The following is a 20183-nucleotide window of genomic DNA, read 5'->3' as shown; positions in this document are numbered from 1 at the left end:
AAAGTGCTAGCTGAAGCGGTCTCCCTGCCTTTTCTACCGAGATAGTATTGGGATTATCTTTTGATCGTGGAAGCCACCTATGAATCAGGCGAACAGGATGCAGAAAGCACACAATAACACTGAATCGCCATGTGTCTCGACGATGAATACTAGTAACGGTAGCGTAGCATGACCAGCATTCCATCTCAAATCATAAATTTTCCGACCTAACAGGTTTCCGCGTGTGGGAAGCTCCGCCGTTTACCGCTGAGAGGATATCATGATTGGACTCGCTGACGTAAATAATATTGTCGAGATGTCTATCAAACTCATATCGATTATAAGATAGCGCGACCATTATTACCGAAGCTATCATATCAATGAATGTGTGTACGCTGACGTTCGCATGGCGCATGTTCACAGACGCACCACTGGTTGTTGCTGCGAATCGTGATGAATCGTATGACCGACCATCAGATCCTCCATCAATCACAAATGATACTCATCATCCAGCGATAGTAGCACCCCAGGATTGTCGTGCTGGAGGAACATGGATAGGGTATAATGCTGCTGGTCGATTCGTTGGGCTTACCAACCGGTGGACATCAGTACCGTCGTATACTGATGATAATAATGAAATGACCGATAATGACCGTCGGTCTCGAGGACAACTCGTCACTGAGTTACTTACTGAACATGGTCCAACTAATCCGAAAGCAGCCGTTAAGAATGCTATTAATGAACATGCATATGATGGATTCAATCTTCTTATTGCTGATGTTGGCTGGAATGACGACCGTGACCCAATGGCGATGACGTTTGAGTGGGACGGCGCATTAGATATAACTCAGATTGATCCGGGAGTCCATGTCGTTGTCAATGTCGGGAGAAATGACAGATATATGAACCCTGAGGATACGGATCGTGATTCAGGAGTTGTAGCAGCACAAACAAACAATGCACAGCGAATTCATAATCAGTTGAGCGAATATGCCCATACGGCAGCCACTGCCACTAAGTGGCGAAATCGGGCTGCGGATATGCTTAGTAATCATAAGTTTGGAGTTTGCATACATAATGAATCACAGTCGTTTGGGACTGTCTCTGGATCATTAATCACACTACGTGCTGATAAAAAAGGTACATATCACTACGCTGATGGTCCGCCATGTACGACGATGTTTGAACACGTTGAAAAAACTCTTCATACGGGACATAAACATAGGACACCGTGATACTGGAGGTACATCGGATCACTGGTAGGGGTAGGGTGAATCACCTCAGAATCAAGTCCCGAGGCTTCCTGGCTCACTGAGAAAACTCGCAGCAACGGACTCTCATTGAGTCCACTCAATGATGATTCTAGTCTCCACAGGCGTCACTTCGGCATGTCCCAGATCTAGTTTTGATACTTCATGTGCTATTCCATTACGAATGAAGAAATGACAGTATCAACGACTGATATAGTTAGCACGCGCCAGCACTAATCGGTGTTCGCCATCCACATTCTGAGCAACTTGCCCAGTAAGTATCCGAGTCATATTCGACTACACTATTACAGGACTGACATCTAATGATATCACTCATATCTGAATCCTTGTGCGCAGTCAACCTGAGAGCTTCGATTGCTTCGTCTTAATCTGTTTACCCAATATTAGGACTGTATCTACGCTCGTTAGGTTTAACAGAGTTGCAGTGAATAAATCAATCATGAGTGTTGAGCCTGCTGAGGCAGATCTTTCAAAGGATGAACTCAAGGGACTTGAACTTATTCGAGAGACAAACGGCATTCACCAGAGCGATTTCTGGAAAGAGCTTGATATTTCATCACGAAAAGGAAGTCGAATCGCAGATCGACTCGCCACATTAGGATTTATCGAACGCGAAGAGACCGTTTACAATGGGCATAATACATATCATCTTGAGCCAGCCGCTCGCGAACTTGAGTTCTCAATGCTGATGGCAGGCGATATGCTCTCACCATTTATCGGTGAGGAGGAAGTCAACGCAAACAGTGATGCCTTCTCACAATGGTTAATGAATCTGGCGTATGATGAATAATCACTTGACAATATTGCTGGAGTGAGGAATATCAGTATTGATATTTTGAGGTATCCTATCACTGTCTCATAGTGATTACCTCGAATAGTTTCACCGGCGGTGTCAAATGACGCGGGTTCAGCAGCTCCTATTACCGACACGAATAATCACGGCGGTAAAGACTTACACTAATCACTATCAGAAAATAAATACTTACAGTAAATCCATGGATGTCACTGAAATGTGGACTGCTTCGGGGTCAGATCAAAGCGCTGGGGCACTCTGACTGCTATCTCGGTAGATTTCATTATTAACCCACTATATTAATCATTAAGCATTAAGAATCAAGAATACGAATATCAATATTGGTAGCTACGTGCTTACTCGCTGTCTGTCTCTTCAGCCGGTTCAAGATCATTATCGGCGATATAGGCTGAGATTTCATCGTTTGTTAATTCAATGAATTCTTCAGTATCACTCGCAACAGTCGCAACATCAACCCCAGCGGCGGTTAGTTCATCGTCATTTGAGATTGCAATCGTGCGAAGCGCAAGTCCAACCCCTTCGTCAAGGCTCAGTTCTTCAGTGTAATTTTCCTCAAGATGTTCTTGAAGATCACTACGATCAGCGCCAATTGAGACAGCCTTCCATTCATATGGAGTTCCAGATGGATCTGTTTCATAAAGTCGGGGAGAACCATCCTCAATACCACCGATGAGTAGTGCAACCCCGAATGGGCGCGCTCCGCCAACTTGTGTATATTGCTGAATATTATCTGTGACGTTTTTTGTCAGTGTTTCAATACCAACGGGCTCGCCATACCGGAGGCGATTAACTTGTGCCTGTCGACGGGCAAAGTCAATAAGTTGGCGAGCATCAGCAACATGACCGGCAGACGCGATGCCGACATGATCATCGGTTTTATGTATTTTCTCAACACTCGTCGGTTCCATGAGCGGCGAGCGTGAACGCTTATCAGCGGCGAGCACAATGCCGTCAGGTGTTCGAATACCAACACTTGCTGTTCCACGTTTGACCGCTTCACGTGCGTATTCGACTTGATAGAGACGACCATCAGGTGAGAAGATTGTGATTCCACGGTCGTATGCCTGCTGTTGGGCTTGTCCCTGCATAGTATCACTCGAAGTCGAGTCTCGTCGCCCCCGTGAACGTATTTATATTGCGACTGCTGTCAGCGCCAGTATCAGTATCAGTATCAGTGTTACCGGTGGTGTTTATATTGCCTGTTGCAATATCAACGCATACCTCGCGAATGACGGCAGGTCGAGATTCGTTCTCGAACACGACGTTGCTCTCTTGTTTATTTCCGGTCCGCGCATTAAAATACCTTTCCTCACAGGCTCGGACGGTCCCTGAAATGCCCAAAATGCGAATTCCGACGGCATAGTTATCAATCTCATCAATGCATGCGACTGCTGTGCGTGCATGGGATTCAGTACCACGGCGCGTTCGGATAATTGTCTCTCCACGACCATCTGAAAACTCGAAATTAAACACTGCAAGGTCGGTGTGTGCACTTTGTGTATCACCATAGAGATTCTGTGCTGCATACCATAATTCACGCTGGAATGTCTCTCGATCGATACTTGCGTGTGGCCACGATTCAATCGCAACGGCCAGATAGCGCCATCGTGGGCGGAGATGTTTTGGAAGATGTTTCATGTGAATAATAGTGTCAATATTAATATCAATATTAATAAAGATAATAAGACCAGATCGGTTGAGCTCATTAAAACAGGGGCAATAACCGAGTTATCGTCATTGTTCAGCAACAAGAACACCAACCTGCTCATGCACAAATTCGACTTCGCTAATTACAAACCCAGCATCGGTCAGTGCATCAGCAAGTATCCCAACCGTTGCTGGATCATCAACAGATGGATCATAAAATGATTCGTCGGGATTAGCTGCTCCAAAGAGCATCACATCGCCCAGAACGAATCGATCAGGCTCAAGCGCTGAAATAACTGTAATCGCATTACATTTCTCATCATCTGAGAGATGGTGCATCGCAAAATTTGAGGTAACAATGTCAACAGTGATATCAGAGTCAACATTTGGATCACGGAATCGACCCTCAGCGAAGCTAATATTTTCAATATTCTCTATGTCTGCCTTCATTCGTGCCTGGTCAAGCATCCCTGTGCTAATATCGCGACCAATGACACGATCTGCTGCTGATGTAAGTTCAAATGCAATTGCCCCTGTTCCAGTCCCAATATCAAGCACAGTGTCACATGATGTCGGTGCAGCGTGATTGACAACCTGTTGTGCACACATGCGGTATGGCTCTGAGTCCTGTTCATCATCGTACGTTGATGCCGCCTCAGAAAATCGTTCCGCATGCTCATCAATCGTTTTTTTCATATCGACCATGTTCAACCCCTGGGGCTATGAACGACTCGGAGCGTCGGTGTCGGTTTCGCGTAATGATCTCATCCCACGCGGTGAATCCATCATAAACCCATGTCTCACCAAGGCCAATCTCAGCACCAACTGCGGCAAGTTCTTGTGGCGTGCGGAATTCAAGATGTGAATTTGGAGTGGCGCTGACAACGTATGGTGCGTCATAATGGTCAATAAGACGCTTTAATTTGTTGAGTCGCTGAATATGTTTAATCCGACGCCCACCCTCCGCTCGAATAGTAGGTCCAAGATTCAATTCGATTGCAACCTCATTCCGCACAGCAGCTTTGATCAAAACATGATTGATATCGCCGGTGCGAGATTTATTTGATCCAATAAATGGCTTGGTAAGTACGTCGACACGCGGCTGTTCAGCGGCAAATCTATTTAATACATCCGTCCCACCCCGGATAGCCACAATCGTTCGTTGGGAGCGTTCGTTTCCAAGAACTCCGCTTGCGTGTTGCGGGTCGGATCTGACAATCTCGACGCCATTAACGATGTCAGGCGTTGATAATTTTGAGTGGGTATCAGAGGATTGTAACCCAGAGGTAATTGTATCTATGTTTGATTGTTCATCCGACTCAGATCTCGGCTCTGAGTTAGGGGTCGAAGTCGTATGTGTATTTGAGTCGGTGCTGAACCCATTATCCATGGCTGTACGAATTTGATCGAAGTCCGGCTCAGCGTCGATAGCACGGGTGATAATTCCATCATAACCGTATCGATCAGCGGTATGTGCACACCGAGTGACTGTGCTTTTGCTGTCAGGATACACATAAACCGCCTCATACATAGATATGAAAATATATTATATGCGCATGGTAATTATGTTTCTTAATATAACTGAACAAGCTTCACACACTATCTGACCGTTATCAAAGACATCGTATCATAAATTAATTGTCATTAAATAAGTTGTTGGGTTGCATCCGTAAGTGCACGCGCTGCGCTGATAACCGAACTAACGGTGACGTACTCGCGGTCAGCGTGTGCGACCGCCCCAGTGTCATCAGCAAGAACACCAGGACCGAAGACAACAACAGGTGCAGGCGAAAAATATGATGCCTCTGTCGCTGCGGTGAAACATCGTTGTTGCGCTGACTCTCCAGTTTGTTTTGTTGCATCGATGAGCGTCGTGACGAGTTTATGATCTGGGTTGGTTGCAAATGCCTCTAGGAATGGAGTGGGACGATCTGTCAGTGAAAAGTCGACGCCAACATCCTCAGAAACTGCGGTATTAACAGCGGTCGTGAGTTTATCTTGAAATGTGTCAGCCGTTTCGGGGGGAACACTTCGGCGGTCAAGAACAACACGGCAGGTCGCTGGCACTTGATTGGTTGCTGTCCCACCATCAACTGTCGTCGGAACTACTGTTGGCTTCCCTAATTGTGGATGTATGGCGTTGGGTTGATCTGTATCGTATGTCCGGATTGCTTTGAGCGCATCCTCAAGTGCTGCAATAGCGTTCACACCACTCGTTGGCGCTGCAGCGTGTGCAGCAGTGCCAGTGAGTGTCAAAGTTCCCTGAAATCTCCCTTTTGCTGCTGTGCATACATCGAGCCCGGTTGGTTCACCAACAATATACATATCAGCGTCGAGATCAAGTGCAGCAGCACCAGTAGAGAGGACCTCTTCATCCGGCGTCACAGCCAGTGTAATAGTTGCTTTCGAAGATACATCGACACGTAAAAACGCAGCGAGCATCGCTGCTAGTGGACCTTTAGCATCGCATGCGCCTCGACCATGGATTCGAGCGGGTTCATTAGCGCTTTCAGTAGATGAATTAGCTACCATCGACTCGGTCGAACGTGACTTTTTGTCCGTTACAGTATCTTCTGAGGTCGTCGCTGCGTTTTGAGACCTATGGTGAGTGTCTGTGTTAGATGAAACTGACCGAGACGACCGGCTTTGATCAAGTGGGATATGCGGTGAAACGGTGTCAATATGTGTATTAAATACAAGATGCGTCTCACGAGTCGATTCTGAGTTGTTCGAGTTGGCACAATCGTTTGTAGTTGAATCGCGTTTTATTCCTCGGGTCGCAATCGTATTCCCAGCCGAATCAACATGCACGTCGATATCATACCGTTGAAGTGTCCCGACAAGCAGTTCACGCATTTTCTCAACATTATCATTCGATGGGCAGGCGACTGCTCGCTTAAGGAACTCAATTGGGTCAAAAGAGTGGCTATTATCGAGTGACATCGTCTTGAGATGGGCTTGGTGAGGATTCTATGGTATTGTTATGCTCCGAGGAGAGACCTGAATCAGAAGATTTTGCTTGTGGCATTGTGGGTGCTGTTGAACGTGGTGATGACTCAGTAATGACTGTAAGTTCTGTTTGGAATTCACGTTCCACTGACCCAGTGAGCGTTGTTGATTGATCAGAGGCGACAGTGACGCGAAGTGCACCACCTGGTGGTCTAACCGTTATTGGAGTGTCTGTATCAATAATTCCAATTCTACAGGCAACAGCAGCGATAGCGACTGCCCCCGTCCCACAAGAACGTGTTTCATCCTCAACACCACGTTCATACGTCCGTTGTCGAAATTGAGTAGCACCAGTCAGTTCCGCAAGTGTCACGTTGACACCGGCTGGAAACATATCGGCATGCCTGATTGGAGGTGCGATATCATTCAATGAGATGGAGTCAATATCATCAACCATCCCAACGGCATGTGGAACACCTGTGTTTACTGCGGTGATTGAGAGCGACCCAATCTGTTCATCAATAAGAGCGGTATCACGATCGGTGGTAAGTGGAACACAACGTGGTGTAAATACTGGTGTTCCCATCTCAATCGTGATAGTATCCCCTGAAAGCGTCGCATGTCGGGTGCCAGCAGGGGTTTCAATCATCATCTCTGTCGCTCCCGTCTGTTCAGCTGCCCATGCAGCCGCAACTCGAGCACCATTACCACACATTGCCGCAGTCGACCCATCCGGCTGAATAAGTGTCATGACCACTTGTATTGGTGTATGTTGCTGCTTAATTGCAAGGAATAACACACCGTCAGCACCGCGTCGATCAGTTGTCTCATGGCAGACGCCTGTATCCCGACTGCAGTGGACTTTTGCAAATGCTCGACGGTTAGGAATCTCCTTAGTGTCGTCGACAATAATAAAATCATTACCAGTCCCGTGATACTTCACAGCGGTAACTAATGCCGACTCATCACTCACTGTGATTCACCACCAGGAGGCGTATCTCCTGTTGAAGATGAAGACATAGTCGACTCAGGTGCGACTGAAGAATGAGAATGTGAAACCACCGATGATAATGAAACCGAGTGCTCGTCTGAGGATGTCTCAAGTACATCTAACTCATCACGTGTCTCACGACGACGCGCGACTTTTGCTGTATTATCATCATAGATAACCTCTGCTGGTCGTGGTCGGGCATTGTATGTGCTTGCCATCTCATATCCATATGCTCCTGCAGTCCCAATTGCAATAATATCACCACGCGTTGGCGCTGAGATTGATCGACCCTCAGCAAATATATCAGACGATTCACATATTGGACCAGCGATAGTCACCGGCATCGAGTCTGTGGTCGGTGATGCTGAGATATTCTCAATTTCGTGGTAAGCATCATACATTGCGGGACGGAGTAGTGTCGTCATCCCGGCATCAACACCAACAACGGTTGTTTCGCGTGCGCTTTTGATAGTGTTCACACGTGTCAAGAGTACACCCGCATCAGCAACGACGTACCGACCTGGTTCAATTGCCAGCGTAGCATCAACTGTTCCAAGTGCATCTCGTGTTCTCTCAGCGACGGTGTGAATATCAAGTGGTGGATCATTTGCTCGATATGGGACGCCGAATCCCCCACCAACATCAACAAATTCGAGCGATCCAGCACACTCGGTGATTGTCCGTGTGAGGGTTCCCATTCGACGAACAAGTTCCTCGTGTGAAGAAAGGTCTTCCCCGCTGATTCCGCTACCAGCGTGCGCGTGGATCCCAACAAGATCAAATTCTGTTGCCCACTGTGTAGCTAATTCACTCACACGTTCATACGGAATACCAAATTTCGCGTTCGCCCCGGTGGTCACCTTCTCATGATGACCAGCACCGACATTTGGATTCACGCGAATACATAATCGACCATCGAAGCCACGTTCTTGGAGTCGCTCAACTGTATCGGCTGCACCAACAGTAATTGTTAGCTGCTTATTTTCTTGCCACCAATTAATAATTGCATCAAGATCACGGGCCGGTGGATTGACAGCAGTGTATTGAATCCGATTTCCATTGAATCCAGCAGCGAGTGCTGCTTTGACCTCACCAGCAGAGGCGCATTCGACATCAATCCCCGCATCACGAATTACTTTGAGGACTGCTTGTCCGCTGTGTGCTTTGATTGCATATCGGATTGTTGCTGCTGGAAACGCATCAAGAAGTCGAGCACAGTTTTCACGGACCCTCTGAGCATCAATTACATACAGTGGAGTTTCGAACTCTGCAGCAAGGTTACAAAGGGAATCAGCGTCCCATGCAGCAAGTCGCCTGATAGGGGCACCGCTGTCAGTATTATCCGTGGTTTGTTCTGTATCAATGGTGCTCATTCACGTAACGCCTCCTCACGGCGTGTTTGATCAAGTGTCTCAGCTTCGATATCGACTGCAACGACGGCTGGTTTGTATGCCCCTGATTCAAACAGATCGTGATCACCAAGTGAGGATTCAACATATCGGGTGAATGCACGTCGGTTTGCAGGGAGCTTTCCATAGTAGACTGTCTCATCGACAAGATCATATACGGGTATTCGAGGCGATAACAACGTGTTCTCGCCAATAATCGTATTCTCACCGACATGAAATCCAGATGTTACACGGCAGCCAGCACCAAGCGCAGCACCGGATTCAATAATTACTGGAGTATCTTCAACCGGTTCAAGAACCCCCCCAATAAGGGTATTTGCACCGAGTTTAACATTCGATCCAATCTGTGCACATGACCCAACGGTGTTACATGAGTCAACCAATGTTCCATTTCCAACATATGCACCGACGTTAACGAATGACGGTGACATCATAATACAATCTGAGCCAAGATGCGCCCCCCGGCGAATGACTGTCCCATCAGGGGTATTTCGTGTCCCCCGGTCACCAAGGTCATGCGTCTCACGAAGTGGGAGGACATCATGATAGGTAACATCACCATACTCCCGTGGGCGCGTTTCTCGTAAGCCGAAATTCAATAAGATTCCCTGTTTGACCCATTCGTTCACAACCCATCCCTCAGGACCGGCTGTATCATTTGCTGGCTCGGCTGCTCGGATATCACCAGATTCAATCGCCGTCAAAAATTCGTCAAGTATATTATATGTAGCTGTATCAGCTGTCTCTGCGGTGAGCTCATCAGTGCTGTATTGCTGCCAGAGATTATGGATATTAGATTCGATGCTCATTATGAATCCTCATTATATTCAGTAGTATCAGTGCCAGCATCTAAGACAGCATCGAAGTCATACTCCCCTGGAGATCGTCCAGCAATCCACACCGCTGCATCCAACGCACCAGCTGCAAAGATACCTCGTGAGCCAGCCCGGTGCGTAAGTTCAAGAACCTCATCGCCACCAGCCATGAGCACCTCATGCTTACCAGCGATATCACCAGCACGACGTGCATGAACACCAATCTCCGATTCGTGACGCGGTGCGTCGCCAACACGACCGTGAACGTGCGTCGAGGATTCCGAGTTATTTTGTGCAGATTCAATATCATCAAGTATCGTCACTGCTGTACCTGATGGCGCGTCACGCTTTCCATTGTGGTGTGTTTCAGTCACTTCAATATCGTATGATGGAAGCGTTGAGACAACTTCGCTAACAGCCCGGCGAAGTGCTGCAATGCCACGTGAGAAATTTGAAGCCTTGAGGATAGGGGTCGTCTCAGCAAATGAGGAAATCATTGAGCGTTGAGCATCATCATATCCGGTTGTTCCTATAATGGCTGCAACATCCACATTCGCCGTATCAACAGCATCAAGATATTCAATACTTGCATCTGGAGTGGTGAAATCAACTAAGACATCTATGTCGTGTGTCTCAAGTGACCCTTCGAGTCCTGTTTCAGACGGTTCACCACTTACAGGAATAATCGCATCTGGTGCATCAACTGAGTCGGGTTTCGGGGCAGGGACTGAATCAGGGGTTTGTGTTATTGCAAGCACAAACTCAATGGCAGTTTTCTCATTTGCCATCGATCGAAGTTCAGTGCCCATTCGACCACTTGCACCGGTGATTGCAAGTCGAACCCCGGGCTGTGTAGACGAGTTTGAAACGGTCGTATTGGTAGAATCCTTATGTGAATTTGTTTCGGTATTAGACATCGATATAATTAGATGACCTCCGTCTGCCCAGCTAATGCCATTTCACGATCAGCATCGAGATCGTCAAGAATTGATTCAAGTCTTTTGCGGTGTTTGTCTGATAAATCAGTTAGTGGAGGGCGGAGTGTGCCAGGACCATAGTCCCGATATTCCATTGCGGCTTTCACCGGAATCGGATTTGTTTCAACAAAGAGATGCTCGAAGAGTGGAGCCAACTGATAGTGCAGATTTCGTGCACGGTCATAATCGCCACTAACCGCTGCACCAACCATCGCAGTTGTCTGAGCAGGTTCAATATTTGCCCCGACGGAAATAACACCACTTCCACCGAGTCCGCAGATTGGAAGTGTGAGAATATCATCACCGGACAGAACAGAAAAAGCCTCAGACCGGGTCTGCTCAACCACAGAGGATATTTGCCCAACATCCCCGCTTGCAGCCTTATAACCGACAATATTCCTATGTGAGGCAAGTGTAGCGACAGTCTCCGGTTCAATGTTTGTTCCTGTCCGTCCGGGAACATTATATACGATCTGTGGGATGTCAATCGCATCGGCGATGGTTCGGTAATGATCTTTGAGTCCGGCTTGTTCTGGAATATTATAATATGGCGAGATTAACAATAGTGCATCAGCACCGGCATCAGCGGCACGTTCTGAGAGATTGAGTGCTTCACGCGTTGAGTTTGAGCCTGATCCAGCAATGACAGGCACATCATTAACGGAATCAATGACTGTTTCAATCACATCAATATGCTCATCATGGGTTAGGGTTGCACTTTCACCTGTTGACCCGGCTGGAACGAGTCCAGAGACACCTGCTGTCTCAAGCCGTTGTGCATTTTGGGCAAGTATGTCGTAGTCGATACGTCCGTCTGGTGTAAATGGCGTTGTCATCGCAGGAAACACGCCAGTAAGATCAATATCTGTCATATGTTGTATGTCAGTGTGTGTATGTTGATTATCTGTCGGAGACAATACTGTCTTGTATGATATGGTCTCAGTATGAGGTCATAATAATGACGTTGACGTGTGGTGTCGTATCAGCATGCTCAATGTGAGATACACATCAAAATGCGTATCAATAAAATCGCCAAGGACAGAGGCGCTATGTCTGCCCAAGACTAGAGAATATGAGTGTGTGAGTACGCTTGCGCTTATGCTTACGATTGCGATTACGGTTACAGCTGCGATTGCGTGTATGCAGGGTATAACGGATGCATACATTCAGAATAGGGGGTGCGTATAGTGGGCGTAATGTCCATTGCTCGGTGTTGATTTGATGAACGCACCGGTACTGTGGATTGGATATACTACCACGGATCACGTGTTGACGACAGTGTGTCAGTGGTGATACCGTGATATATGTCACAATTGATGAAATAATTATGGATAAATAAATACATTTCGTCATCGCGTGAGCATGAAATATGGTTGTCATAATGAATTATTTTCAAGAGTAAACAGAAACCCTGAATCACTCGCTGTGAGTATCTGTAGAGTGGTCAGTGTAAGATTAATCAACTCCTTGGACGCTTGTAAATAAATCCTATTGACATATGTATGACCGTAGATTAATCTATGAGCCGCATCCAACGTGTGTATGACCGAAATTCACCCCGGACAACGCGTTGCAGTGCTTGCAGATGCACAGAATCTCTATCATACCGCACAGAGTCTGTATTCACAAAAGATCGACTACGGATCATTATTGAAGAAAGGTGTTTCAGGGCGAGAACTCACGCGCGCCATTGCATACGTTATCCAAGCAGACGCGCCAGAGGAGGAGACATTCTTTGAGGCGCTTGTCGATATTGGGTTTGAGCCAAAAATTAAGCAGATTAAGACGTTCGGTGATGGTAGTAAAAAGGCTGATTGGGATGTTGGAATGAGTCTCGATGCGGTGACACTTGCTAATCATGTTGATACAGTTGTTCTTTGTACCGGAGATGGTGATTTCTCACGGCTTTGTTCACACCTAAGACACGAAGGCGTCCGAGTTGAGGTGATGTCATTTCGTGAATCGACTGCAGATGAATTGGTTGATGCGGCTGATACCTTTATTGACCTTTCAGCGCGGCAAGAGACGTTTCTCTTGTGAGCACAAGAGATGAAACGGTGATTGATACTCTTTCAGAGTTGCGAACTGTTACAAATTATTAATTTGAGAGAGCATCATAGAACGATTCACACACCTCAGTAGCTTTTAATAAAGATGTCTAAAAATAAAAGATGCTGCCGCTATTCAAAACCAGCAATAGCAGTCCTCTCAGCTGGTATCAGAAAACCATGCCAACTGTTCTATGACACCCTCGACCGCATCGAAAAACACAGCAAGGACGTTCAGCTGAAGCAGTCAACGCTGGACGAGGCGTACAACCGCCGGAGTGGTGTCGAACGAACCAATGAATCAGTCAAGGGCTGCGACCCGGGTATACGCACGCCCGAGGCTGCGTCCATGCACAAGCGCAGGTGTTCCTCGCGTTGTGTCTGCGCCTCGTCGTCGTAATCACCAACTACGAACAAGAAGACAATCCGGGAAGTACCGTGATCACGGTGTGAAACCTCTTCTATGAACCCTCTAGTCTAGTGAATTACCCTGAGATCGCACTATAATGCACCTCTTGGATGTGGATGCAATTAATGCGAGCCCAAACAAGCGAATCAGAGACCAAGTGCGCGAATAAGCGGTACACCACTTAGTAAAGCTCCAATAAGATAGCCTGCAATTGCACCACCATTCAAGAGTGGTAATCCAGCATGTGCTCGACCCTTCACAACAAGCCACATGAGGACAAATAATCCAATAAATGTCCCGATCATTGCTGTGAGCGCTGGAAGGGTCATTGCTGGAATACCGAAAATACCAAGTGAAGGAGTCAGTTCAGCTGGAAGAAAAAACGCTGCACTCGCGACGAGGACGGTTGGCATTACCGCATCACCAAGTCCAATAAAAAATGCGTCTCGAATATGACTATCATCCGTAGAAGTCTCATCAATACTGCTAGGTGCCTCAGCATCGTGCTCGGCCAATTCATTAGTATGAGTGTGTGTTTCATTATCGCTCACAGAAGCATTGGCGTTGTCGTCTGTTGCAACTGGTGAAACATCCTCACGGAGTGAGTATGAGAGTGTTGTTGGGATGACTAAGATAACAGGAAGATTGAGATCCATTACACCAGCCGCAAGATCAAGCATATGCTCAGTGCCATACACACTAATTGCATCATAGACTGCAAGAATGCTCAATAAAACAAGCGCTGGGAGGAGTCCAAAACTAATTCCAAATAATCCTGCTGCACCTGCGCCCATCAACACACCTGCAGCATCAATAATATACCACTCAGGATAAATAATCAAAAGTACCGCAAGTCCAACAGCAGGGATAGCTGCCAGCAATGGTGAGAAGAATACCGAAAAAACATACCATGCGAGCGAACCGGCTGCGAGGGTGATGAATCCCTTGACGAGCCACTGAAGTTCATATTTAAACGCAGCAAGCATTACTGCTGTTGCAACAAGGATTGCTCCAATATATAGAAGACTGTTTGTTGGGTTTGTTGGATCTTCGACTGTTTGATATCCTTGCTCGTAAAATGTTGGAACAAGTGCGAGTGCACCGAGTTGAACAAGAAAAAAGAGCACCGCGGTAAATCCAATACCGAAGGCGACGCGTCTATGCATGTGGTTATTTTTCGGTCATAATGTATGCTAGTTGTGTTTCGTAGTTTGATGAGACAGAGCTGATATTATTTCCGTATCATTTAGCATATATTTTTTCTCCAAGTATAGCTGCTGGAGAGCAAGTTTCGACTGGAGTAATTGCTATATACGGCTGGGAAGTCGGACCAAAAACATCAACAACGCGACCAACGGTTGAAAGCGATTCATCAATTGCATGCGCACCGATTGACGGGGGCGATTTCATATTGCTATCACATCGGGCAATTAAGACATGTTGGACGTGCTGTGTTACGATGCCAAGACGTTGCATTGATGTATTACTCTCGGAGAAGATGTATGTAAGCAGCGACTGCTTGAACGAGATCATTTTTACTCGAATCATCGGCACCTTTGACGATGACACGTCCACTTGTTCCCCACTCACGAGGATGTGCAACATCATGTTCGATAACAGCATCATACCCAATCTGTTGAACAGCTTCTGCGATCTCATCAACCTCCGGATCCTCGATAGCATCCTGAAGTGAAACCCGACGCCCATCCGATCGCGTAATCGACGCGTCAAGATAGCGTGGCCAGACGATGTTCTCAACAGCCATGAACGAAGGACTACAGTGTGGCTATAATATACTGTCGACTGACGAATATCGAATGGGATCATTAATCGTGTCGAAACTGGGTGTCGATAGCCTGTACATCTTTGAGGAGCCCGACACGACGTTCACGCCAACATGAACACGGCAGAAAGCATCCGGTTTAATTTAAGTGAAAATAGACCCAATCCAAGACTCGTTTGATAGTGATTAATTCGAATAGTTTCACCGACGGTGTCGAATGACGCAGGTTCAGCGGCTCCTATCACGGCACAGATAATCACGGCGCTTAAGACTTGCACTAATCACTATGAGTGAGTCTATAATTTTCGGTCGCTTAATATGCTCTGAAATATTCTTATATATACTTGCCTGGGACTTTCCGGTCTCGGACAGAACCATGAGCAGCAGACCGTGATCCCATAGTCCCAGTTCAATCTCGGTGTACAGGACTGCATGTCACTGCGTTCATAGACTATCGAATATCATATCGGCGGTATTGTTGGCGTTTAACTCCAGTGAGACTCGTTACATTCTGTGTCAACCGCCAACATGAGTGTTCGTTCCAGTTTCCTGATGAGTATGGTGATAAAAATACACAAGAGCGTCTCCAGTGTCAGACTGTACTGGGTCGAAGCAGACGCGTTGATAGCGATCATTCTCAATAAGATTCACCATGAGTCCGGCATCATGCGCTGAGACGGAATCATATGCGTCATCACAGACTGGACACTGATTCGGAACGTCGTCTGGGACGCGCATCACGTAATCCTATATTAGTATTCAGGTAATTATATTATTCGACCTGAGTCTGGTTTTGACCAGTCATTCCAAGTTGAGTTCTGGACTCCACACTAAACGGGATCTCGTTATTCATACGACTTTTATTGGTGTCTTTGAGTTGGTAAAAATAGTACAAACATCGTGATGTGAGAACATGTAAGAAGTTGTGTTAGCGTCGAACCGACATGTTACCGGAAGATAACGAGGGGATAGATAAGATGTGTGTATGTGAATGACCAGTACTAATGATTAATATCAACGTCAGGAGTATGGTCGGTATCACTCTCCATGTCTGTCTGTACGTCGGATTCTGATGAAGAAGCAGTCTCTATGGTCTCATCAGCAGAATCAATATCGGTCGAAAACTCAACAGATGCACCAAGTATTTCGGCGAGAGATGTCGTTGCCTGTCTCAGTTCCTCGATTTGTTGTTGCTGCTGCTCTAGCTGTGAGATGACGTTCTCAACTGATGATTCAAGCGTTTTGAGATCTGATCGGAGCCCTGGTGGAACGTCCTCTGTTAATCGAGCAATAGTTTCGCGCATATCAGCAACGGTGTCTGCTGAAGCGAGGTCATATTCACCAGGATTTGTGAGCATCTGTCGGTGGGAGATAATAGCCTCAGAAACGCTTTCACTCCCGTCCGGAAGTCGAATCGATAATGGTTCTGCTGTCGAGTCGCTTGTATCAACAACGGTATTTATTTGATTGCGATCTGTGCGCTCGTTTTCATCGGCTGATGTAGCAGTATGACTTGAGTCCATACCTGGCGAATTTCGTGCGTGTCCTAATAAACTCTCGTCAGACAATAATAAAATATCCTATATTATTGACAAGCAGACACGGCGAAGCCGGTGTCATATTGATAAAATATTAATAAGAACCGGGCGGATCCCTGTCGTCGATGGGTATGGCGACGAGCAGGGCTCAGCTGGCGTTTTCCGCCCGTCAGGAGGAAGCATGATGACAAATATATATCTTGTGTGCACTCACGCGCGCTGAAAATTGAGGAACTATGATACCATTACTATCTGAACTATCCTGACCTACCACATTCAGGGCTCTATAATCCCTCACTTGTTGATAATAGAGTTCTCTATTCCTGTATCATATTCAGTGCCACCAAGTATGCTCAGACGGTAGAGTAATTATGTCTCTTGCAGACCGCGTCCGTGACCGTGTATCAGCGGTTGGTCAAGGATTCGACGGTGTGACTGATTTACTCACGATGCAGTGGCGTGACGTTCTATTCGCGCACTGGCGTGTCGACCCAGAGGTCGTAGAAAAACAACTACCATCAGAGGTTACTGTTGCAACCCACAATGGCGATGCTTTTCTTGGTATCGTCCCCTTCGAGATGGCTGATATCAGACCTCGTGGATCGCCTATTGGTCGATCATTCCCCGAATTAAATCTGCGGACATACGTCCGTCAACCGGGGTCACAAACACGTGGTGTATATTTCTTCAATCTTGATGCTGATGATACAATCGGAGTTGAGATTGCGCGACGAGGTTTCAAACTACCGTACTATCATGCGAAGATGGAATTGACCCGTAACGCTGCTAGTGAGGGTAAGAATAAAACAATCCATATCACAAGCAAACGAACGCGAGATACTGTCGCACCAGCACGTTTTGAGGCAACTTATGGACCGGTTGACGGAGCAAATTACGTACAACCGACCACAGGATCATTAACTGCGTTTCTCACGGAAAATTATCAATTTTATACGGATGGACGAACACTTTATCGCGGGACAATCCGTCATTCGCCCTGGAAGATAGCAGAGGGTCATATCAAAATCAAAGAGAATACATTATTTACTGCAAATGGATTTGAACCACCAAGTGACGGTCCGATTGTTCATTATGCATCGGATATTGATGTAACAGCAGGGTGGATCCAGTCGATTGGTAACTCATCAAAAGAATAAGCCCCTTTCAATTTCGAATTCGCTATCTTATTTAATTACCGCGCTTGACAGTGTGGAAACATCCGTAATGATTATTATCTTATATTTTATATCGGTGTAAGCAACACTATATGATGTACTTGTACTCGCACTCATCTTGATGTTTCGAGGTCATACCGATAAGAAAAATACCGTTCATTTCGGATAAATTGTCATCATGGTGGTCAATATAGCAATGGTAATTATTCATACTGTGGCAGGTGCAATATGGGTTGGAAGTATCACATGCATGACCGTAGTAATCCTTCCAACTGCTGCAACAGGTGATATTGATGCGACTCCGCTGGAGCGGATTGTTGGACGGTTGATGGCTCTCTCTCGTAGTGGCGTGGTCTTGACGACTCTTACCGGTGGGTATCTAACCGGGACAACATATACGACTGAATCACTACTCAACACAGCAAATGGTAATCTCATACTCGCAGCACTACTGATGTGGGTTATATTTGCTATATTCGTTGAAATTGGTCGTCGGAAGCTTGTGAGTGGACTTCAAGCAAAACGTGTTCGCGCACCGGTCGCTGCGTCTCGTCGGAGCTTTCAGTTAGCGACTGGAGTAAGTATCCTGCTACTCGTTGATATTGGACTGCTTACAGCGAATATGATTATATAACTGTGTTTTTGCATCTTACACATATTCTAGATGCGCCGGATAGTGCTGCTGTTGATGAATGACCGAATTCCAACTGGGTGGCGAGATATAATTAAGAGTATATACCCGTAGTAAGACGTATATTGTCAAAATTATAATTTATTCGATATTTTATTATGATAAGACAAGCTGACAATTAATGATGTCTGTGGCATCATCAGCGCTTGAAATAGCAAGACAGGTCACAAGACACGCTCGTCGTCGAGTCACAGATGAGGGGGATGCATTTTGCACGTTCCGGCTCACTCTGCATGTGGATGGTCCAAATCGGTGTTTGAATACCATAGACACAGATCACAGAATAAGAACCGATACTACTATTGACACAAGCGTGGGGACAACTCAAAATGAGACAAACGATGACAGTATTGGTGCATATACAGAGATAGAGGATCACATCGATATCGCTCTTGACACTATGCACTGTGAGTCGATGCATCTCCATCAACACGACCAGAGACTATGGCATGAGTTCAATCAGAATACGATGTTTTTCTCCCCAGAAATGGTTACTCAGTCACAGGCACAGTCGATTGAAACGAGAGATGATGTCTGTGATTTATACGATAATACAGTTCTCTCAACTCCACATGCAGATACAACTGTAATGTCGGTTCCGATGCATCTCACCGCAGAATTTGGTTCAACGGTGACACAGTCATTATTGATGAACACTGTATTCACCCCAGCTATCTGTGATCAGCTTATTGCTGGCTCAACAGCTTCGATTGCCAATCGGCACGTATGGATAACTCGTCTTAATGCCGAAGTCAATGCGATTGATGCAACACGTGCGATTGCAGATGAAGTTCTTCCAATTCTCATGCGCATTCGTGATACGGTTCCAACGACTCGGTCGTCTGCTGGTTATCAAAAAACATGTCAGCGTCTCGATTTTTTGATGTCGCAGATTGATGATGCCATTACGAACAGACAGGTCGTTCTTGATCAACACCGTCGGATGCTTGGATCGACACACGGGACAGTGTCAGAGACATTGTATCAGGATTGTCCAAATACGCGACCGGTATTTCAAGCACTGGCAACAATCAAGCGAATGCTTCAGCGGACACAAGCAAATATTGCCAATACTGAGCAAACAGCATCATCAGATTCAATATAGATATAGTTAACAGAGGCTCAGACTGGACGATATTTATGTAGTCATATCGTATCTATAGAAAACATCCATGAGTGTGTATCGACCGCTAGTTAGTATCAATATCGTCGTATCTCAATGAATCAACTTAACCCTCGGATTCGGTTTCTATGGATTGGTCGAGCTATGGCAATTGCAGCACTACTCAGTGGGGTCACTGCTGGCGCACGGTGGTTATTTAGTCTCTCTGTATTGCCTGTTTGGGCACCAGGAGTCACATTCGTCATCGTCGGGGGACTTGGAGTCATATTTGCGGTCGCTCGATATCGGATTTGGCGATATGAAATCAGAGCAGATTCGATTTATCTTGAAAGAGGCGTTCTCACACGTGTTCGAACGGTGGTCCCATTTGTTCGGATTCAACACGTCGATACTGCGCGATCCCCGGTTGAACGGTTTAGTGGCTTAGCAAGCACTGTTGTATATACTGCTGGGTCGCGGGGGGCTGATGTTTCTGTTCCAGGTCTCAGCCGGACAAACGCGAATGAGCTTCGCGAACGTCTTCGAGAGCTGGCAATCCAATCAGAAAGTGAGGACGCGGTGTAG

The 20183-nt window shown here is 46.4% G+C and carries 22 protein-coding genes and 1 pseudogene; 8 read left to right on the top strand and 15 right to left on the bottom strand.

What is annotated here, in order from left to right; genetic code table 11:
• Window positions 1-365: 365 nt before the first annotated feature.
• Both HQRW_RS02890 and HQRW_RS02885 read left to right on the top strand, forming a co-directional pair.
• Entirely contained in the window at window positions 366-1214 is an 849-nt protein-coding gene (locus HQRW_RS02890; protein ID WP_014555395.1) for an NRDE family protein, read from the top strand.
• Window positions 1215-1689: 475 nt separating this feature from the next.
• Window positions 1690-2040 carry a helix-turn-helix transcriptional regulator gene (locus HQRW_RS02885; protein WP_011570799.1) on the top strand — a complete coding sequence of 117 codons (351 nt, stop codon included), beginning with the start codon at window positions 1690-1692 and terminating at the stop codon, window positions 2038-2040.
• Between the two features lie 359 nt (window positions 2041-2399).
• Here HQRW_RS02885 and psmA read toward each other — a convergent pair whose 3' ends face one another.
• The 10 genes from psmA to dapA form a co-directional block, all read right to left on the bottom strand.
• Window positions 2400-3152: an archaeal proteasome endopeptidase complex subunit alpha gene (psmA, locus tag HQRW_RS02880; RefSeq protein WP_011570798.1), complete on the bottom strand. Its 753-nt coding sequence runs from the start codon at window positions 3150-3152 to the stop codon at window positions 2400-2402.
• Window positions 3153-3156: 4 nt separating this feature from the next.
• Window positions 3157-3702 (bottom strand): Rpp14/Pop5 family protein, encoded by a 546-nt coding sequence (locus HQRW_RS02875; protein WP_014555394.1) that lies wholly within the window; start codon window positions 3700-3702, stop codon window positions 3157-3159.
• A 96-nt stretch (window positions 3703-3798) separates the two neighbouring features.
• Window positions 3799-4407, bottom strand: coding sequence for a class I SAM-dependent methyltransferase (locus tag HQRW_RS02870; protein WP_014555393.1), 609 nt, complete (start codon window positions 4405-4407; stop codon window positions 3799-3801).
• On the bottom strand, window positions 4391-5242 hold the full coding sequence (locus tag HQRW_RS02865; protein ID WP_014555392.1) for an RNase P subunit p30 family protein: 852 nt from the start codon (window positions 5240-5242) through the stop codon (window positions 4391-4393). Before HQRW_RS02865 ends, HQRW_RS02870 begins: the two co-directional genes overlap by 17 nt.
• Window positions 5243-5355: 113 nt before the next feature.
• The gene (locus HQRW_RS02860) at window positions 5356-6654 is read right to left on the bottom strand and encodes a M20 family metallopeptidase (RefSeq protein WP_014555391.1); all 1299 of its coding nucleotides are present in this window, start codon (window positions 6652-6654) and stop codon (window positions 5356-5358) included.
• Window positions 6641-7633: a diaminopimelate epimerase gene (dapF, locus tag HQRW_RS02855; RefSeq protein ID WP_014555390.1), complete on the bottom strand. Its 993-nt coding sequence runs from the start codon at window positions 7631-7633 to the stop codon at window positions 6641-6643. Before dapF ends, HQRW_RS02860 begins: the two co-directional genes overlap by 14 nt.
• Window positions 7630-9024: a diaminopimelate decarboxylase gene (lysA, locus tag HQRW_RS02850; protein ID WP_014555389.1), complete on the bottom strand. Its 1395-nt coding sequence runs from the start codon at window positions 9022-9024 to the stop codon at window positions 7630-7632. The genes dapF and lysA overlap by 4 nt, the downstream gene beginning before the upstream one ends.
• The gene (locus HQRW_RS02845; protein WP_014555388.1) at window positions 9021-9869 is read right to left on the bottom strand and encodes a 2,3,4,5-tetrahydropyridine-2,6-dicarboxylate N-succinyltransferase; all 849 of its coding nucleotides are present in this window, start codon (window positions 9867-9869) and stop codon (window positions 9021-9023) included. The genes lysA and HQRW_RS02845 overlap by 4 nt, the downstream gene beginning before the upstream one ends.
• Entirely contained in the window at window positions 9869-10792 is a 924-nt protein-coding gene (gene dapB, locus HQRW_RS02840) for a 4-hydroxy-tetrahydrodipicolinate reductase (RefSeq protein ID WP_014555387.1), read from the bottom strand. The genes HQRW_RS02845 and dapB overlap by 1 nt, the downstream gene beginning before the upstream one ends.
• A gap of 8 nt (window positions 10793-10800) precedes the next feature.
• Window positions 10801-11724, bottom strand: a complete 924-nt coding sequence (gene dapA / locus HQRW_RS02835) for a 4-hydroxy-tetrahydrodipicolinate synthase (RefSeq protein WP_014555386.1) — start codon at window positions 11722-11724, stop codon at window positions 10801-10803.
• Between the two features lie 670 nt (window positions 11725-12394).
• Between dapA and HQRW_RS02830 the strand changes: the two genes are divergently transcribed.
• Entirely contained in the window at window positions 12395-12892 is a 498-nt protein-coding gene (locus HQRW_RS02830; RefSeq protein WP_014555385.1) for a LabA-like NYN domain-containing protein, read from the top strand.
• Between the two features lie 207 nt (window positions 12893-13099).
• A pseudogene (locus HQRW_RS15390) lies at window positions 13100-13353 on the top strand (transposase); the annotation flags it as partial.
• A gap of 102 nt (window positions 13354-13455) precedes the next feature.
• Here HQRW_RS15390 and HQRW_RS02825 read toward each other — a convergent pair.
• The 5 genes from HQRW_RS02825 to HQRW_RS02805 form a co-directional block, all read right to left on the bottom strand.
• Window positions 13456-14475, bottom strand: a complete 1020-nt coding sequence (locus HQRW_RS02825) for a presenilin family intramembrane aspartyl protease PSH (protein ID WP_014555384.1) — start codon at window positions 14473-14475, stop codon at window positions 13456-13458.
• Window positions 14476-14551: 76 nt separating this feature from the next.
• Entirely contained in the window at window positions 14552-14785 is a 234-nt protein-coding gene (locus HQRW_RS02820; protein ID WP_014555383.1) for an H/ACA ribonucleoprotein complex subunit GAR1, read from the bottom strand.
• A gap of 7 nt (window positions 14786-14792) precedes the next feature.
• Complete coding sequence (srp19, locus tag HQRW_RS02815) at window positions 14793-15074, bottom strand: signal recognition particle subunit SRP19 (protein ID WP_011570785.1); 282 nt, start codon at window positions 15072-15074, stop codon at window positions 14793-14795.
• A gap of 534 nt (window positions 15075-15608) precedes the next feature.
• Window positions 15609-15830, bottom strand: a complete 222-nt coding sequence (locus HQRW_RS02810; RefSeq protein WP_048066660.1) for a hypothetical protein — start codon at window positions 15828-15830, stop codon at window positions 15609-15611.
• 263 nt (window positions 15831-16093) lie between these two features.
• Window positions 16094-16615 carry a hypothetical protein gene (locus tag HQRW_RS02805; RefSeq protein ID WP_014555382.1) on the bottom strand — a complete coding sequence of 174 codons (522 nt, stop codon included), beginning with the start codon at window positions 16613-16615 and terminating at the stop codon, window positions 16094-16096.
• A gap of 386 nt (window positions 16616-17001) precedes the next feature.
• On the opposite strand from HQRW_RS02805, the gene HQRW_RS02800 reads away from it, so the two are divergent.
• The 4 genes from HQRW_RS02800 (at window position 17002) to HQRW_RS02785 (ending at window position 20183) form a co-directional block, all read left to right on the top strand.
• A complete protein-coding gene (locus tag HQRW_RS02800; RefSeq protein WP_231852399.1) occupies window positions 17002-17787 on the top strand; it encodes a YqjF family protein in 786 nt (261 codons plus the stop codon).
• A gap of 268 nt (window positions 17788-18055) precedes the next feature.
• Window positions 18056-18439: a CopD family protein gene (locus HQRW_RS02795; RefSeq protein WP_231852398.1), complete on the top strand. Its 384-nt coding sequence runs from the start codon at window positions 18056-18058 to the stop codon at window positions 18437-18439.
• A 178-nt stretch (window positions 18440-18617) separates the two neighbouring features.
• Window positions 18618-19601, top strand: coding sequence for a DUF7260 family protein (locus HQRW_RS02790; RefSeq protein ID WP_014555379.1), 984 nt, complete (start codon window positions 18618-18620; stop codon window positions 19599-19601).
• Window positions 19602-19715: 114 nt separating this feature from the next.
• Window positions 19716-20183, top strand: coding sequence for a PH domain-containing protein (locus HQRW_RS02785; RefSeq protein ID WP_014555378.1), 468 nt, complete (start codon window positions 19716-19718; stop codon window positions 20181-20183).

The organism is Haloquadratum walsbyi C23, assembly GCF_000237865.1.
GTDB lineage: Archaea > Halobacteriota > Halobacteria > Halobacteriales > Haloferacaceae > Haloquadratum > Haloquadratum walsbyi.
Note: the sequence above shows the minus strand (reverse complement) of the source record. Positions and strands in the feature narration are given on the sequence as shown.

Coding starts and splice junctions, on each gene's coding strand:
- HQRW_RS02885 (WP_011570799.1), top strand. CDS start 1,690: ATGAGTGTTGAGCCTGCTGAGGCAGATCTTTCAAAGGATGAACTCAAG.
- psmA (WP_011570798.1), bottom strand. CDS start 3,152: ATGCAGGGACAAGCCCAACAGCAGGCATACGACCGTGGAATCACAATC.
- HQRW_RS02875 (WP_014555394.1), bottom strand. CDS start 3,702: ATGAAACATCTTCCAAAACATCTCCGCCCACGATGGCGCTATCTGGCC.
- HQRW_RS02870 (WP_014555393.1), bottom strand. CDS start 4,407: ATGAAAAAAACGATTGATGAGCATGCGGAACGATTTTCTGAGGCGGCA.
- HQRW_RS02865 (WP_014555392.1), bottom strand. CDS start 5,242: ATGTATGAGGCGGTTTATGTGTATCCTGACAGCAAAAGCACAGTCACT.
- HQRW_RS02860 (WP_014555391.1), bottom strand. CDS start 6,654: ATGTCACTCGATAATAGCCACTCTTTTGACCCAATTGAGTTCCTTAAG.
- lysA (WP_014555389.1), bottom strand. CDS start 9,024: ATGAGCACCATTGATACAGAACAAACCACGGATAATACTGACAGCGGT.
- HQRW_RS02845 (WP_014555388.1), bottom strand. CDS start 9,869: ATGAGCATCGAATCTAATATCCATAATCTCTGGCAGCAATACAGCACT.
- dapB (WP_014555387.1), bottom strand. CDS start 10,792: ATGTCTAATACCGAAACAAATTCACATAAGGATTCTACCAATACGACC.
- dapA (WP_014555386.1), bottom strand. CDS start 11,724: ATGACAGATATTGATCTTACTGGCGTGTTTCCTGCGATGACAACGCCA.
- HQRW_RS02830 (WP_014555385.1), top strand. CDS start 12,395: ATGACCGAAATTCACCCCGGACAACGCGTTGCAGTGCTTGCAGATGCA.
- HQRW_RS02825 (WP_014555384.1), bottom strand. CDS start 14,475: ATGCATAGACGCGTCGCCTTCGGTATTGGATTTACCGCGGTGCTCTTT.
- HQRW_RS02820 (WP_014555383.1), bottom strand. CDS start 14,785: ATGCAACGTCTTGGCATCGTAACACAGCACGTCCAACATGTCTTAATT.
- srp19 (WP_011570785.1), bottom strand. CDS start 15,074: ATGGCTGTTGAGAACATCGTCTGGCCACGCTATCTTGACGCGTCGATT.
- HQRW_RS02810 (WP_048066660.1), bottom strand. CDS start 15,830: ATGCGCGTCCCAGACGACGTTCCGAATCAGTGTCCAGTCTGTGATGAC.
- HQRW_RS02805 (WP_014555382.1), bottom strand. CDS start 16,615: ATGGACTCAAGTCATACTGCTACATCAGCCGATGAAAACGAGCGCACA.
- HQRW_RS02800 (WP_231852399.1), top strand. CDS start 17,002: ATGTCTCTTGCAGACCGCGTCCGTGACCGTGTATCAGCGGTTGGTCAA.
- HQRW_RS02795 (WP_231852398.1), top strand. CDS start 18,056: ATGACCGTAGTAATCCTTCCAACTGCTGCAACAGGTGATATTGATGCG.
- HQRW_RS02790 (WP_014555379.1), top strand. CDS start 18,618: ATGATGTCTGTGGCATCATCAGCGCTTGAAATAGCAAGACAGGTCACA.
- HQRW_RS02785 (WP_014555378.1), top strand. CDS start 19,716: ATGAATCAACTTAACCCTCGGATTCGGTTTCTATGGATTGGTCGAGCT.